Origin of the sequence: Mycobacterium sp. UM_Kg27, from assembly GCF_000972905.1 — a bacterium.
In the GTDB taxonomy this organism is placed as follows: Bacteria; Actinomycetota; Actinomycetes; order Mycobacteriales; family Mycobacteriaceae; genus Mycobacterium.
The window spans coordinates 1-14,647 of sequence record NZ_JRMM01000115.1; the positions used below are offsets into that span (position 1 = coordinate 1).

At 68.2% G+C, this 14,647-nt stretch carries 13 protein-coding genes and 2 pseudogenes; 9 read left to right on the plus strand and 6 right to left on the minus strand.

Translation table 11 applies throughout. The features are described from left to right. Positions 1 to 123 precede the first annotated feature (123 nt). The 5 genes from LI94_RS16340 to LI94_RS16360 are packed head-to-tail and all read left to right on the plus strand — an operon-like array spanning position 124 to position 4,662. The gene (locus LI94_RS16340) at positions 124 to 921 is read left to right on the plus strand and encodes an LLM class F420-dependent oxidoreductase (protein ID WP_024442737.1); all 798 of its coding nucleotides are present in this window, start codon (positions 124 to 126) and stop codon (positions 919 to 921) included. Beyond that, positions 903 to 2,684, plus strand: a complete 1,782-nt coding sequence (locus LI94_RS16345) for an ABC transporter substrate-binding protein/permease (RefSeq protein ID WP_046301841.1) — start codon at positions 903 to 905, stop codon at positions 2,682 to 2,684. The genes LI94_RS16340 and LI94_RS16345 overlap by 19 nt, the downstream gene beginning before the upstream one ends. Positions 2,685 to 2,707: 23 nt before the next feature. Further along, positions 2,708 to 3,427, plus strand: a complete 720-nt coding sequence (locus LI94_RS16350) for an amino acid ABC transporter ATP-binding protein (protein WP_275451599.1) — start codon at positions 2,708 to 2,710, stop codon at positions 3,425 to 3,427. A 57-nt stretch (positions 3,428 to 3,484) separates the two neighbouring features. Then, entirely contained in the window at positions 3,485 to 3,997 is a 513-nt protein-coding gene (locus LI94_RS16355; RefSeq protein ID WP_024442740.1) for a MarR family transcriptional regulator, read from the plus strand. After that, complete coding sequence (locus tag LI94_RS16360) at positions 3,997 to 4,662, plus strand: SDR family oxidoreductase (protein WP_024442741.1); 666 nt, start codon at positions 3,997 to 3,999, stop codon at positions 4,660 to 4,662. The genes LI94_RS16355 and LI94_RS16360 overlap by 1 nt, the downstream gene beginning before the upstream one ends. Position 4,663: 1 nt before the next feature. Here the strand turns inward: LI94_RS16360 and LI94_RS24975 are convergent. Then, positions 4,664 to 5,448 (minus strand): annotated as a pseudogene (locus LI94_RS24975) (adenylate cyclase regulatory domain-containing protein). 93 nt (positions 5,449 to 5,541) lie between these two features. Beyond that, a complete protein-coding gene (gene leuS / locus LI94_RS16370; protein WP_046301842.1) occupies positions 5,542 to 8,418 on the minus strand; it encodes a leucine--tRNA ligase in 2,877 nt (958 codons plus the stop codon). Between the two features lie 183 nt (positions 8,419 to 8,601). On the opposite strand from leuS, the gene LI94_RS16375 reads away from it, so the two are divergent. Together LI94_RS16375 and LI94_RS16380 are read left to right on the plus strand one after the other, a co-directional pair. Further along, positions 8,602 to 9,540 carry an LpqN/LpqT family lipoprotein gene (locus LI94_RS16375; RefSeq protein WP_082105790.1) on the plus strand — a complete coding sequence of 313 codons (939 nt, stop codon included), beginning with the start codon at positions 8,602 to 8,604 and terminating at the stop codon, positions 9,538 to 9,540. Positions 9,541 to 9,564: 24 nt separating this feature from the next. After that, complete coding sequence (locus tag LI94_RS16380) at positions 9,565 to 10,011, plus strand: hypothetical protein (protein ID WP_046301837.1); 447 nt, start codon at positions 9,565 to 9,567, stop codon at positions 10,009 to 10,011. A gap of 28 nt (positions 10,012 to 10,039) precedes the next feature. On the opposite strand, the gene LI94_RS16385 is transcribed toward LI94_RS16380, so the two are convergent. Beyond that, on the minus strand, positions 10,040 to 10,645 hold the full coding sequence (locus tag LI94_RS16385) for a YqgE/AlgH family protein (RefSeq protein ID WP_024442744.1): 606 nt from the start codon (positions 10,643 to 10,645) through the stop codon (positions 10,040 to 10,042). Positions 10,646 to 10,773: 128 nt separating this feature from the next. Between LI94_RS16385 and LI94_RS16390 the strand changes: the two genes are divergently transcribed. Together LI94_RS16390 and LI94_RS16395 are read left to right on the plus strand one after the other, a co-directional pair. Beyond that, entirely contained in the window at positions 10,774 to 12,078 is a 1,305-nt protein-coding gene (locus LI94_RS16390) for an MFS transporter (protein ID WP_152664849.1), read from the plus strand. Further along, positions 12,065 to 12,838 carry a TIGR03084 family metal-binding protein gene (locus LI94_RS16395; protein ID WP_046301839.1) on the plus strand — a complete coding sequence of 258 codons (774 nt, stop codon included), beginning with the start codon at positions 12,065 to 12,067 and terminating at the stop codon, positions 12,836 to 12,838. The genes LI94_RS16390 and LI94_RS16395 overlap by 14 nt, the downstream gene beginning before the upstream one ends. Before the next feature lie 113 nt (positions 12,839 to 12,951). Here the strand turns inward: LI94_RS16395 and LI94_RS16400 are convergent, their stop codons facing one another. From LI94_RS16400 to LI94_RS23240, 3 genes and pseudogenes are all read right to left on the minus strand, one after another. After that, positions 12,952 to 13,824 carry a PE-PPE domain-containing protein gene (locus LI94_RS16400; protein ID WP_046301840.1) on the minus strand — a complete coding sequence of 291 codons (873 nt, stop codon included), beginning with the start codon at positions 13,822 to 13,824 and terminating at the stop codon, positions 12,952 to 12,954. A gap of 102 nt (positions 13,825 to 13,926) precedes the next feature. After that, positions 13,927 to 14,457 carry a hypothetical protein gene (locus LI94_RS16405; RefSeq protein ID WP_024442748.1) on the minus strand — a complete coding sequence of 177 codons (531 nt, stop codon included), beginning with the start codon at positions 14,455 to 14,457 and terminating at the stop codon, positions 13,927 to 13,929. A 24-nt stretch (positions 14,458 to 14,481) separates the two neighbouring features. Further along, a pseudogene (locus LI94_RS23240) lies at positions 14,482 to 14,634 on the minus strand (CCA tRNA nucleotidyltransferase); the annotation flags it as partial. Positions 14,635 to 14,647: the final 13 nt, after the last annotated feature.

Here is a 14,647-nt window from a genome sequence, read left to right on the forward strand (position 1 = left end):
ACGAAGGAGAGGCGAAGCTGGAATCGCCGCAGCGACACCGGCGGTTCAGCGAGGCTCGACGAAGGAGAGGCGAAGCTGGAATCGCCGCATCGACACCGGCGGTTCCGGGGATAAGGTGGCGAGATGGCCCGGCCCATCCGCATTGCCGTCCAACTGCAGCCCCAACACGCCGCGCACTACGGCGCCATCCGCGACGCGGTCCGGCGTTGCGAAGACCTCGGCGTCGACATCGCCTTCAACTGGGACCATTTCTTCCCGCTCTACGGCGACCGCGATGGACCGCACTTCGAGTGCTGGACCATGCTGGCCGCCTGGGCCGAGCAGACCTCGCGCATCCAGATCGGCGCGCTGGTGTCGTGTAACTCCTATCGCAACCCGGAGCTGCTCGCGGACATGGCCCGCACCGTCGACCACATCAGCGACGGCCGGCTGATCCTGGGCATCGGCTCGGGCTGGAAACACCGGGACTACCGGGAATACGGCTACGAGTTCGGCACCGCCGGCAGCCGCCTCGACGACTTGGCCGGCGCGCTGCCCCGGATCAAAAGCCGTCTGACGCAGTTGAATCCGCCGCCTACCCGAGCGATCCCGCTACTGATCGGGGGCGGCGGGGAGCGCAAGACCCTGCGCTTGGTCGCCGAGCACGCCGACATGTGGCACAGCTTCGCCGACGCCGACGCCTACCCGCACAAGGCAGCCGTGCTGGCGGAGCACTGTGCCGCCGTCGGGCGAGACCCCGCCACCATCGAACACTCGGCGGCGCTGGGCGGCGACCAGACCCGGGGCACGGTGGCCGAATTGCTGGCCGAGGCCGACGCACTGACCGGACTGGGGGTCCGCCTGCTGACCATCGGCAGCAGCGGACCCGACTACGACCTGTCCGCCGCCGAGGCGCTGTGCCGATGGCGCGACCAGCAATAAGGCTCGCGGCGTTCATCGCCACGTGCATGATCGTGGGCGGACTGGCGGCGGTGCCGCCGGCCGGGGCCGCCCCGGACCTGTGCACCCCGCCCGGGGAGCAGGCCGCGGTCGCGTTGCCGGTCAAACTGGCCAACGCCAAGCGGCCACGCGAGGACAAATACACCACGGCCGGCGTCGAACCGCTCAGTTCGATTGACGTGACCAAGCTCGGGCTGGGCACCCCCGGAGTGTTGACGGTCGGCACGCTGACCGAAAGCCCACCGACGAACTGCATCAACGCCCACGGCCGTTACAGCGGGTTCGACAACGAACTGCTGCGGGCCATCGCCAAGAAGCTGGGCTTGCGGGTGCATTTCGTCGGTACCGACTTCTTCGGCCTGCTGGCCCAGGTGGAGTCGGGACGCTTCGACGTCGGGTCGGCGTCGATCAACGCCACTGACGAGCGCCGCCGCACCGTCGGCTTCACCAACGGCTACGACTTCGGGTACATGGCGCTGGTGGTCCCGGCCGGATCCGGGATCACCGGATTCGACTCCCTGGCCAGCGGCCAGCGCATCGCGGTGGTCCAAGGCACGGTCGAAGACGCCTACGCCGTCGACGCCCTGGAAGTCGAACCGGTGCGGTTCCCCGACTCGATCACGCTCTACGCCAGCCTGAAAAGCCGCCAGGTCGACGCGTGGGTGGCCCCGTCGCTGACCGCACTGAACCTGTTGAGGCCCGGTGACCCGGCACAGATCGTCGGCTACACGTTCAGCCCGGCCGGCTTCGAGGCGTACGCGGTGGCCAAGGGGAACCAGGCGCTGATCTCGGCGCTGAACTCCGGCCTGGACGCCGTCATCGAAGACGGCACCTGGCCGCAGCTGTTCACCGACTGGGTGCCGCGGCCGTTGCCGCCGGATTGGCAGCCGGGTTCCAAGTCGGCGGCCACCCCACACCTGCCGGACTTCGCCGCGATTGCGGCCCGGCATCACCGGCCCGAGTCCGAGCCGTACACACCCAAGTCAACTCTGGCGCAGCTACGCGACTCCTTCTTCGACTGGCAGTTGTACCGGCGCGCCCTGCCCGATCTGCTCAAGACCGGCCTGCCCAACACGGTGCTGCTGACGGTGAGCGGCGGCGTCATCGGCTTGGTCGCCGGCCTGGGGCTGGCCGTGGCCGGCCTCTCGCGCAGCCGTTGGCTGCGCTGGCCGGCGCGGATCTACACCGACATCTTCCGGGGGTTGCCCGAGGTGCTGATCATCCTGCTCATCGGCCTGGCGGTCGGGCCGCTGGTGGGCGGCCTGACGCACAACAATCCCTATCCGCTGGGGATCGCGGCGCTGGGGCTGACCGCGGCGGCGTACATCGGAGAGATCCTGCGTTCGGGCATCCAGAGTGTGGAGTCCGGTCAGCTGGAGGCCTCGCGCGCACTGGGTTTCGGCTACCCGGAGGCGATGCGACTGGTGGTGATCCCGCAGGGTATCCGGCGAGTGCTGCCGGCGCTGGTCAACCAGTTCATCGCCCTGCTCAAAGCGTCGGCGCTGCTGTACTTCCTCGGCCTGGTCGCCGGTCAGCGCGAACTGTTCCAGGTGGGCCGCGACTTCAACGCCCAGACCGGCAGCCTGTCCCCCTTGGTGGCCGCCGGCATCCTCTATCTGGCTCTGACCATCCCGCTGACGCACCTGGTGAACGTCGTCGATCATCGGCTGCGGCGCGGCAGGCCCCCCGAACCCGACGATGCCGTCGAGCTGAGCCCGGCGATCTCCAGTCAGGAGATGACGTGACGGCGCCCGCAGCGCGCGAGCCGGTGTCGCTGGCGGCCAAAGGAATTGAGTTGTCGTTCGGCAAACATCAGGTGTTGCGCGGAGTCGACCTCGACGTGCCGGCGGGCGCCACCGCCGCGGTGATCGGTCCCTCCGGCTCGGGTAAGTCGACGATGCTGCGCACCTTGAACCGGCTCCACGAACCCGATGCCGGCGACGTCCTCTTGGGCGGCCGATCGGTGTTGGCCGACGACCCCGACGAGCTGCGGCAGCGGATCGGGATGGTGTTCCAGCATTTCAATCTGTTCCCCCACCGCACCGTGCTGGACAACATCACCCTGGCTCCGCGCAAGCTGCGCGGGATGTCCGACGACGCCGCCCGCGAACTGGCGCTGGGGCTGTTGGATCGAGTCGGGCTGAAGAACAAGGCCACCTCCCGCCCCTCGGCGCTCTCCGGCGGCCAGCAGCAACGGGTGGCGATCGCCCGCGCCCTGGCGATGCAGCCGCAGGTGATGCTTTTCGACGAAGCCACCTCGGCGCTGGATCCGGAGTTGGTCAAGGGGATCCTGGCATTGATCGCCGAACTCGGGGCCGACGGCATGACGATGGTGGTGGTCACTCATGAGATGGGCTTCGCCCGCTCGGCGTCGGACACGGTGGTGTTCATGGACCGGGGCCAGGTCGTGGAGTGCGGGCCGCCCGATCAGATCTTCGACAACGCCGAGACGCAGCGGCTGCAGAAGTTTCTGTCCCAGGTGTTGTGACAGCAACCTGTACGACTTGTCAACCCGCTTCACAGTCACCCGTTAGACTGGCGAACTATGACGGAGAGCAAGGCCGATACGCCGCAGGTGACGGCGATCGCAGAAGGCTTGCACCGTTCGCTGTCCAAACTGTTCTCGATCCTGCGTCGCGGCGATATCAGCAGAGGCACCCCGACTGGCGAACTCACGCTGGCTCAGCTGTCGATCCTGATCACGCTGCTGGACCGGGGTCCCATCCGGATGACCGAGCTGGCCGCCCATGAGCGGGTACGCACCCCTACCACCACGGTGGCGATCCGCCGCCTGGAGAAGATCGGCTTGGTCAAGCGCAGCCGCGATCCCTCGGATCTGCGGGCCGTGCTGGTCGACATCACCCCCGAGGGTCTGGCGAGCCACCGCGAGTCGCTGGCAAACCGGCACGCGGCGTTGGCGGCGATGCTGAACAAGCTCAGCCAGGAAGAACTCGACACCCTGACCCGCGCGCTCGAGCCCCTGGAGCGGCTGGCGACCTGTGATGGTGTCGAACCGGCAGCCGCCGGCGATGCGGGCTGCCCCATGGATTGCGGTTGATGCCGACTGCGCTGATCACCGGAGCCGGTGGCGGTATCGGTTCGGCGATAGCGGCGGCGTTGGCGCCGACCCACACCCTGTTGCTCGCCGGTCGCCCGTCGGCGCGGTTGGACGCCGTGGCCGAACGGCTCGGCGCCACCACCTGGCCGCTGGACCTGGCCGACATCGACGGGATCGAGGCGGCCACCGAGATCGTCGACGAACTCGACGTGTTGGTGCATAACGCCGGGGTGATGCTGCCCGGTGCCGCCGGCGAGTCCTATATCGAGGAGTGGCGGGCCACCTTCGAGGTGAACGTATTCGGTGCGGTGGCCCTGACCCTGGCTCTGTTGCCCGCGTTGCGGGCGGCCCGCGGGCAGGTGGTATTCATCAACTCCGGTGCCGGGCAACGGGTTTCCCCCGGAATGGCGTCGTATTCGGCGAGCAAGTTCGCGCTGCGGGCGTTCGCGGATTCACTGCGCAGCGACGAGCCCGCACTACGGGTCACCACCGTGTACCCGGGCCGGGTCGACACCGACATGCAACAAGACCTGGTCGCCTACGAGGGCGGCGAGTACAACCCGGCCCGATTCCTGCGTCCCGACACCGTCGCCGAAGTGGTGGCCGCCGCGATACGCACACCCGCCGAGGCACAGCTGCAAGAAGTGGTGGTCCGGCCGCGCTGAGCTATCGGGTTTCCTGCCGCCGCACCCGGAACAATCTGGTCTCGCCCTCCACACCCTTGAGCGCACGGGTGCCGACAAACGACCAGGCGTACCCCGGAGCCTCCCCGACGGCCTCGCGGGCCGCGCCCTCCGTCATGACCTCACCGGGCTCGGCGACGCTGGTGACCCGGCTCGCGACATTCACCGGGCTGCCGAACCAATCCCGGGCGCGGCGTCGGACGACACCAGCATCACCGCATCGCCGATCGTCTTGACCAGCCGCACCGGAGGGTGGACCACCTCGTGGGCCAGATCGGCAAGGCGCTCAACGAGTCCCACCAATTCTTCGGGCGGTATCGCCTCGCCCAGCCGGGTGAACCCGACCATGTCGGCGAAGGCCACCGCGAGCTGCCGCGCCCCGGGAAGCGCCACGCCGGCCGCCCGCTCGGTGGCGTTGACCTCCTCACCCTCCAGCACCCGCCGTAGCTGGACAAGCAGAACGTCGCGAATCATGTCCCCCAACAAGGGTGTAACGGTTCGCACGATTTCCTCGTGCGCTTTGGCGACCTCAACCTCGGTGAGACCCGGCCGCATGATCGCCGAGATAGTGCTGTACCGGAATGCCGGAACCGCCCGGGAAATGCCCTCGGAAAGCCGGCGAATCATCAGCAGCACTTGGCCCGGGTCCAGTCCGGCCCCGATAAGTTGCTGCAATCACGCGGCGGCCTCGCCGTCAGCCCGCAAAAGCAGGGCGGCATCGGGATCATCCAACCGCGGCAGCCCCAGCGCACGTTCGATGCCCTGCAACAGGGGCGTCGAGACCGTCGAACAGCCCCAACTCCGCCAGCGTCTCGTGGAATGCTTCGCTCTCGGCGCCCATGCTGTCGCCTCAGATCGTTGTCACACCACTAGATTCACCAACCGGCCGGGCACCACGATCACCTTCTTCGGGGCGGCACCGGACAGGAATGCCTGCACCTTGTCGTCGGCCAGGGCAGCGGCCTTGATCGCGTCGCTATCGGCATCGGCGGGCACCGTGACCAGTCCGCGCTTCTTGCCGTTCACCTGCACCGGGTAGTCGACGGTGTCGGTCACCAGGTAGGCCGGGTCGGCCACCGGGAAGGGGCCGTGCGCCAGTGAGGAATCGTGGCCGAGTCGCCGCCACAGTTCCTCGGCCAGGTGCGGAGCCAGCGGTGCGAGCAACAACGCCAGCGGCTCAACCGCCGATCGCGGAGCCCCTTCGCGATGCTCCTTGGTCAGGTGGTTGGTGTACTCGATCAACTTGGCAGCCGCGGTGTTGTTGCGCAGTGCCGCATAATCTTCCGACACCCCCACGATGGTGCGGTGCAGCAGTCGCAGGGTCTCGGTGTCCGGCTCGCCGTCGAGCACCCGGGTCTCACCGGTCTCCTCATCAACCACCAGCCGCCACACCCGCTGCAGGAAGCGATGTGCGCCGACCACATCTTTGGTGGCCCACGGCCGCGACATGTCCAGCGGGCCCATCGACATCTCGTAGACCCGCAGTGTGTCGGCGCCGTAGCTGTCGCAGATCTCGTCCGGAGACACCGAGTTCTTCAGGCTCTTGCCCATTTTGCCGTACTCGGCGAACACTTCCGTGTCACCGTCAGCGCCCGGCAGATAGAACTTTCCGTCACGCTCCACGACGTCAGCTGCCGGCACATAAGACCCGCGGGAGTCGGTGTAGGCGGCAGCCTGGATGTAGCCCTGGTTGACCAGGCGACGATAGGGCTCGCGCGAGCTGACGTGCCCGAGGTCGTAGAGCACCTTGTGCCAGAAGCGGCAGTACAGCAGATGCAACACCGCGTGCTCGGCGCCGCCGACGTAGAGGTCCACGCCGCCGGGATCATCGGGTCCGTGCTCGGTCGGCCGCGGGCCCATCCAGTAGGCCTCGTTCTCCGGCGCGCAGAAGCGTTCGGTGTTGTGCGGGTCGGCGTAACGCAACTCGTACCAGGAACTTCCGGCCCACTGCGGCATGACATTGGTGTCACGGGTGTAGGGCTGCAGTCCGTCGCCGAGGTCCAGCTCGACATGCACCCAATCGGTCGCCTTGGCCAGCGGGGGCGACGGTTCGCTGGACGCGTCGTCCGGGTCGAACAGCACCGGTGAGTAGTCGGCGACGTCGGGCAGCTCGACCGGCAGTGCGGCGGAGTCCAGCGGGTGCGCGCGGCCGTCGGCATCGAAGACGATCGGGAACGGCTCGCCCCAGTACCGCTGGCGGGCGAAAAGCCAGTCCCGCAACTTGTATTCGATGCGCGCCCAGCCGCGGCCCTGAGCCTCCAGCTGTTGAGTCATCGCCTTCTTGGCGTCCCCGACGGCCATGCCGTCCAGCGGTCCGGAATTGACCAGAGTGCCATCGCCCGCGTAAGCGGATACTGAGATGTCGCCGCCGGCAATGACTTCCACCACCGGAAGGCCGAACTCGGCGGCGAACTCCCAGTCACGCTGATCGTGCCCGGGAACCGCCATGATGGCTCCGGTGCCGTAGCCGGCCAGCACATAGTCGGCGATGAAGATCGGGACCTGCTGACCGTTCGCCGGGTTGGTGGCGTAACTACCCAAGAACACACCGGTTTTGGTCTTGTTCTCCTGGCGCTCCAGATCGGACTTCGCCGCGATCGCCTTGCGATAGTCGGCGACGGCTGCGGCCGGTGTGGCGGCTCCGAAAGTCCAGCGTTGATCCACCCCGTCTGGCCAGGCCTCGACGGTCAGCCGGTCGACCAGCTCATGCTCGGGGGCGAGCACCAGGTAGGTGGCACCGTAAAGCGTGTCCGGGCGGGTGGTGAAGACCTCGATACCCACCGTTGAGCCGTCGGTGGTGTTCGTAGCGAACAACGCCGCCGCACCGGTGGAGCGTCCGATCCAGTTGCGTTGCATGGTCTTGACCTTCTCCGGCCAGTCCAGCAGTTCGAGGTCGTCGAGCAACCGGTCGGAGTACGTCGTGATCCGCATCATCCACTGCCGCAACCGCTTCCGGAACACCGGGAAATTGCCGCGGTCACTTCGCCCATCGGCGGTGACCTCTTCGTTGGCCAACACAGTGCCCAGCCCCGGGCACCAGTTGACCATCGAGTCCGAGCGGTAGACCAGCCGGTGGCCGTCGATCACGTCGGCGCGCTCACCGGCCGACAGCTGCGCCCAGTCACGCCCGTCATCGAGGATGCGTGCCCCGGAATCGAATTCGGCGACCAGCTCGGAGATCGGACGCGCCTTGTTCGCGCGGGTGTCGAACCAGGCGTTGTAGATCTGCAGAAAGATCCACTGCGTCCACTTGTAGAAGTCGACGTCGGTGGTCGAGAAGCTGCGCCGGCTGTCATGGCCCAGGCCGAGGCGGCGCAATTGCCGACGGAAGTTCTCGACGTTGGCCTCGGTACGGATGCGCGGGTGGGTACCGGTCTGCACCGCGTACTGCTCGGCGGGCAGGCCGAAGGCGTCGAAGCCCAGGGCGTGCAGCACGTTGTGGCCGGTCATCCGGAAGAAGCGGGCGTAGACGTCGGTGGCGATATAGCCGAGGGGGTGCCCGACGTGCAGGCCGTCGCCGGACGGGTAGGGGAACATGTCCTGGACGAACATCTTGTCGGCGGGAACTGTTGAACCGTCCGTCGGTGCGAGCGAGCCGACCGGGTTGGCGACGTTGAAGGTCCCTGCCTGCTCCCAGTGGTGCTGCCAGGTGTCTTCGATACGCCCGGCCAGCGTCGCGGTGTAGCGGTGCCGGGGTGCCTGGTCGCTGGATCCCTGGGTGGTCGGGGCTTCGTTCACCTCAACAGGGTAAACGGCGGTGTTTTTCGGTCCGATCGCCACAGCTTGGTATCAGTTGGATTGCGACCCGGTGAGGGCTTAGTTCCAGGTCGGTTGCGGCCCTGGCGATGCTGTTGGCGCGTGGCTACCGTCATTTCACGGCCAGGGCATCGCTGCCCGGCCCGCCCCGGAAGGACCCTGGAGATGACGAACACCGCGCACCGCTGGCGACTCCTCTTCGGCTGCGCCGCTGTCATGGCGGCGGGCTTGGCCGGTATCCCCGCCGTGGCCGCTGATCCGCTGGTCCCGGCACAGCCGAATCCCTACGGCCCCGCCGCCCAGCCGGCAGCGGCACCGGTGACCGGGCCGCTCGCGTCAGCGCCGCGCCCGATGGCTCCGGCGCCGGCGATCCCGCCGCCCGCGGTGGTGCCAGGCGCCCCGGCTGCCATCGCGCCGCCGAACGGCCTCATACCGGCGACCTCGGGCACCCTGCGCGACTACTTCGCGGCCAAGAAGGTGCAGTTGCAACCGCAACAGCCCGCCGGGTTCAACGCGTTCAACATCACCTTGCCGATGCCGGCGGGCTGGTCCCACGTGCCCGACCCCAACGTCCCCGACGCGTTCGCCGTGATCGCCGACCGGCGCAGCGGGTCGCTTTACACCCCCAACGCCCAGGTCGTGGTCTACCGGCTGGACGGGCAGTTCGACCCGAAGGAAGCGATCACGCACGGGTTCGTCGACAGCCAGACACTGATGGCCTGGCAGACCACCAACGCCTCCCTGGACGACTTCAACGGGTTTCCCTCGTCGATCATCGAGGGGACCTACCGCGACGCCGACATGACGCTGAACACCTCACGGCGCCACGTGATCGTGCCGACAGACGACACCGCCTACCTGGTGTCGCTGACCGTGACCACCGGCGCCGGTCGCGCGATCGGCACGGCTCCGGCGACCGACGGCATCGTCAACGGATTCCGGGTCGAGCGTCCCGGTACCAACCCGCCGCCCCCGGCCCCCAGCGGTCCGGTGCAATCGGGCACGGTGCGCCACCAGGTGGGCACCGCGCCGCCGCCGCTCGACGTTCCCCGCCCTCCGGTGGAGTCCGGCGTCATCCGCCACCAGGTGGGCACCACGGGCTAACCGCCCGGCTCGTATGGTGGACCCATGCTGATCATGGGTGTCTTGTGCCTGGTTGCGGCGGTGGTGTCGCTGGTGTTCGGAGTCCGAACGCTGGTGCGCCCGCTCACCGGTGACCCCGAACAACTGGTATTGCGGGCGGTCGCGCCCGCCCAGCTCGCCGTCGGCGTGATCCTGGGTGCGGGCGGTGTGCTGGTGCTGGCCGGCCCGTCGTCGATGGCGCTGCTGGCGTTGATCATCTCGATCACCGGGGCACTCGCCACGCTGGCCGCTGGGACCTGGCAGGGCGCCCGCTACGCGGCACGCCTGTCGGCTCAGGCCCACGCAGCGGCCGACGTCGGCTGTTGCGGGTCAGGCTGTTGCGGAGACAGTGCGCCCGTCGAGGAGGCGGGTTGCGGAGCCGGCTGCGGCTGCGGAGAGCCCGCGCCGCCGGAGCCGGCGCCCGGGTGCGGCAGCGGCTGCGGTTGCGGGTAAGGCGCCTCCGTCGGCGTCGGCCGCCGACTCAGTTGCGGCTGATGTCGATCGGGTGGGTGGCCAACAGCGCCGTGGGCCAGGGCTGCCGGCGCAGCGCTCGTCCCCACAGGTCGACTCGCGGGGGGACCATCACATCTGACGGCAGCGCCGACAGCACGATCCAGTCATCGCGCTCGATCTCGCCCTCGAGCTGGCCGATGGTCCAACCGGCATAACCGGCGAAGATTCGCACACCCTCGACGTGCGGCGCGATGGTCTCGGGGTCCGCATCGAGGTCGACCATCACGAGTCGGCCGTCGATGTGCCGCAGACCGGGCAATCCGTGTGGCTCGGTGCCGACCCGCAACAGCCCGACGCACAGCGCGGCATCGCGTTTCACCGGCCCGCCGATGAACATCGTCTTGGGTTTGGCGGCCAGCTCCGACCACTGCGGGAGCACGTTGTAGACAGCGGTCTCACTGGGCCGGTTGAGCACCACGCCCAGGGTTCCACCGTCGTTGTGCTCGACCACATAGATCACGGTGCGGCGAAAGGTGGGTTCGAGCAGATCGGTGTTGGCCAACAGCAGCGTGCCGGCCCGTACCCGATGCGCAGCGGGCGCGACATAGTCCTCGGGGTCTTCGGGTTGGGCCATTTTTCCATCATGGCACCCGCCGCCGTCATTCGTGTTGAGCTGTGCCGAACATCGGCCGGCCCGCGATATTTGTAGGCTGGTTTGGGGCCGGTGCCGCGCCGCCGCCCGAGGCTGGAAGAGGTTCTGTGGTGGACAACCGCGCACCCGCGTCACTGTGGCGGTCGACGCGCGGCCTGCCCGAGTTCCGCAGACTGCTGGAACTGCGGGCCGCCAGCCAATTCGGCGACGGCCTGTTCCAAGCCGGACTGGCCGGAGCGTTGCTGTTCAACCCGGACCGAGCCGCCTCGCCGTGGGCGATCGCGGGTGCTTTCGCCGTGCTGTTTTTGCCGTATTCGGTGCTGGGGCCGTTCGCCGGCGCCCTGCTGGACCGCTGGGACCGCCGCCAGGTGATGGTGATGGCCAACCTCGCCCGACTGGTGCTGGTGCTCGGGATCGCCGTGCTGCTGGCTGTCGGTGCCGGTGACCTGCCGGTGCTGTGCGCGGCACTGATCGCCAACGGATTCACCCGGTTCATCGCCTCCGGGCTGTCCGCGGCGCTGCCACACGTGGTGCCGCGCGAGCAGGTCGTGACGATGAATGCCGTGGCGATCGCGACCGGTGCGGTCGCCGCCTTCTTGGGCGCCAACTTCATGCTGCTACCGCGTTGGCTGATCGGTTCCGACGACCGCGGAGCGGCGTCGATCATCGCGGCCGTAGCCATCCCCGTCGCCATCGCCCTGGTGCTCTCGCTGCGCTTCGAAGCCCACGTGCTCGGTCCCGACGACACCAAGCGGGCAATCCACGGCTCGGTGCTGTACGCGGTGACGACGGGCTGGATGCACGGCATCCGGACGGTGCGCGACCGGCCCACCGTGGCCGCCACCCTGTCCGGACTGGCCGCGCACCGGATGGCCTTCGGCATCAACACGTTGGTGGTGCTGGTGCTGGTCCGGCACGTCGGGGAACACACGGTGTCTGGCCTGGGCACCACGGCGTTGTTCGTCGCCTCGGCCGGCGCCGGGTCATTTCTGGCCACGGCGCTGACCCCGCCGGCGGTGCACCGCTGGGGCCGCTACGCCACCACCAACGGCGCCCTGGCGGCGGCTGCGGTCATCCAACTGGCCGCCGTCGGGCTGTACCTGCCGGTGCTGGTGTTGTGCGGATTCCTGCTCGGAGTCGCCGGGCAGGTGGTCAAGCTCTGTGCCGACACCGCTATGCAGATCGACGTCGACGACGCCCTGCGCGGACATGTCTTTGCGGTACAGGATTCGCTGTTCTGGGTGTCGTTCATCCTCGCTGTGGCCGGCGCCGCGGCGGTGATTCCCCCCGACGGGCAGGCGCCGTCGCTGATCGTGGCCGGCACCCTGCTGTACCTGGTCGGGTTGGCCGGTCACGCGTTCATCGGGCGGCGCCGCGAACCGGTGGGCTTAAAGTACGAACATGGCCGAAACTGAATCGATCGTCGCGGATCTGATTGCCGAAAGCGACGAGCTCGACGCCCTGGTAGCCGCGCTCGCCGACAGTCAGTGGGGCACGCCCACACCGGCGACCGGCTGGTCGATCGCTCATCAGATCGGGCATCTGCTCTGGACCGACCGGGTGGCGTTGACCGCGATCGTCGATGAGGCGGGTTTTGCTGCCACCCTCGCCGAGGCGATGAAGGATCCGGCCGGATTCGTCGACGCCGGTGCCGCCGAGCTGGCCCAGCTGCCGCCGGCCGAGCTGCTGGCGGACTGGCGCTCCACCCGCGCGCAGCTGCACGAGGAGCTACTCGGTGTGGCTGACGGACGCAAGCTGCCCTGGTTCGGCCCGCCGATGGGCGCCGCTTCGATGGCCACCGCTCGGCTGATGGAGACCTGGGCGCACGGCCTGGACGTGGCCGATGCACTCGGGGTGCGCCGCCGACCCACGGCACGGTTGCGGTCGATCGCGCATTTGGGTGTGCGGACCCGCGACTTCGCGTTTACCGTGCACAACCTGACCCCGCCGGCCGAACCGTTTCACGTGGAACTACACGCTCCCGGGGGCGGTGTGTGGGCATGGGGTCCGGTGAACGCCGAGCAGCGGGTGACCGCAACCGCCGAGGACTTCTGCTTTTTGGTCACGCAGCGGCGTGCGCTGGCTGACCTTGACGTCGTGGCCCACGGCGGCGACGCGCAGCGCTGGTTGGAGATCGCCCAAGCCTTCGCCGGACCGCCCGGCCGGGGGCGCTGAGCGCGCCAGCGCGAAGCGAGACCCGGCCGCATCAGCTCCGCCGGGGGCGCTGAGCGCGCCAGCGCGAAGCGAGACCCGGCCGCACCAGCTCCGCCGGGGGCGCTGAGCGCGGCTCAGAACCAGGCCAGTACTCCGCCGATGATCATTTCGAGCGAATTCAGCAGCGCCTGGAACATGTTCACGTCGGCGGAGTCGATCATGTGGTAGGTCGTGTTGCCGATCACGTCCTCGGTCGCACCCGCGATCTCGGTCGGCGTCAGGCCCAGGTATGCGAGGTGGTCGCTGAACATGCCGGCCATCTGCCGGCCGTTATCCCAGTTCGCGAACCCGTCGCTGGACAGCGAGTAGACGTCCGTCGTGTACAGATCGCTCGGGGTCACCAAGCCGATGACCGAGTCGACGTGCATCATCTCGGCGAACTGATAGACCATGTCGATCACGTCGGCGTGCCATGACTCCGGTATCCATTGCAGCAGCGTCGGCATGAATCCGCTCAGGAATCCGCCCTCCGCGGCACTGTCGCCCACCAACACGAAATGCAGTGCATCCAAAGGCATGTCGGGATACTGCGCGTGGAGTTGTTCTGCCGCCAGCCCGGCTGCGACGTCAGCCTGCGAATATCCGAAAACGTACAGCGGGTCTGTGGAACCGAACTCGCCGTCGTTCCACCGCTGCGCGATCGCCTCGACCAGAATTTGGGTGGCTCCGCTGATGCTCGCGTTCAGGTCATTGGTCTCCGGCACCTGAAGGAACGTCGCCGTGCCGTCGGGGGCGAATCCGTTCGGCACCAGGTACAGCTCCTTGCTCAGGTCGAGCCAGTCCTGGTTCATCGCCGGAATCATGACCAGGGCTTCGGCGGCCAGGCCGTACTGAAGGATCTGGTGATCGGTGTCCGGGACCGTCGCCGCGCCGCTCGCCGCTCCGATCAACGTCGGAGCGGCCACCAGCGGCGCCCCCAGAAGGGCGCCCACCCGCATCTTCTTCATCGCTGCCCTCCCCCCGTGGGTCGGCATACCCGGGGCGAAGTTGTCGCCGCGTTCAGTATTTCTGGAATCACCGCTCTCGGATACCCCGCGGTGCTCGGCAATTCACAACGCGGTGGCGCCATCGGCGGCACCGTCACCATCGGCGTCGGTGAGCTTGACGTTCCACCGCCCGTCACCGTCGGTGTCGACGTAGGCGGCGCCAAAGCCGCCCCCGTCATTGCCGATCAGCACCCGGTCGGCCCGCCCGTCACCATCGGAATCCAGCAGCCGGTCATTGACCCGTCCGTCGCCGTCGAAATCCACCAGGGGACCGCCGGTGTGCTCGACGTTGTCGAGCCCCACCCAACGCAGCCCACCCGATCGATCCGCTGAGCCCGCCATGGTGCCGTGCCCCCAGGTGCCCGAGCCGTCATCGATGAAAGCGGCCTCCGCGGTGCCGTCGTCGTCGAGGTCGAGCAGCAGGTGGTCAGCTATCCCGTCCCCGTCGAGATCCACCAGCGCGTCGTCACGCAGTCCGTCGCCGTCGAAGTCGAGACTGATGGCATCTGCCAAACCGTCCCCGTCAAGATCCAAGTCGGGAGTGCCGGTCCACATCGTGGCCGCCCCATCACCGTCGCCCAGGCAGTAATCCATACCTGCTCAGACGCGGTGCTCCGACTATCGGTTCCCCTGCGTCTGCCACCACGACAGCAACTCGGCCGTCGCCTCCTCGCGCGTCAACGGGCCGCGCTCCAGGCGCAGCTCCTTGAGATAGCTCCATGCGCGGCCCACCTGCGGACCCGCCGGGATGTCGAGCAGCTCCATGATCTCTGTCTCTTATACA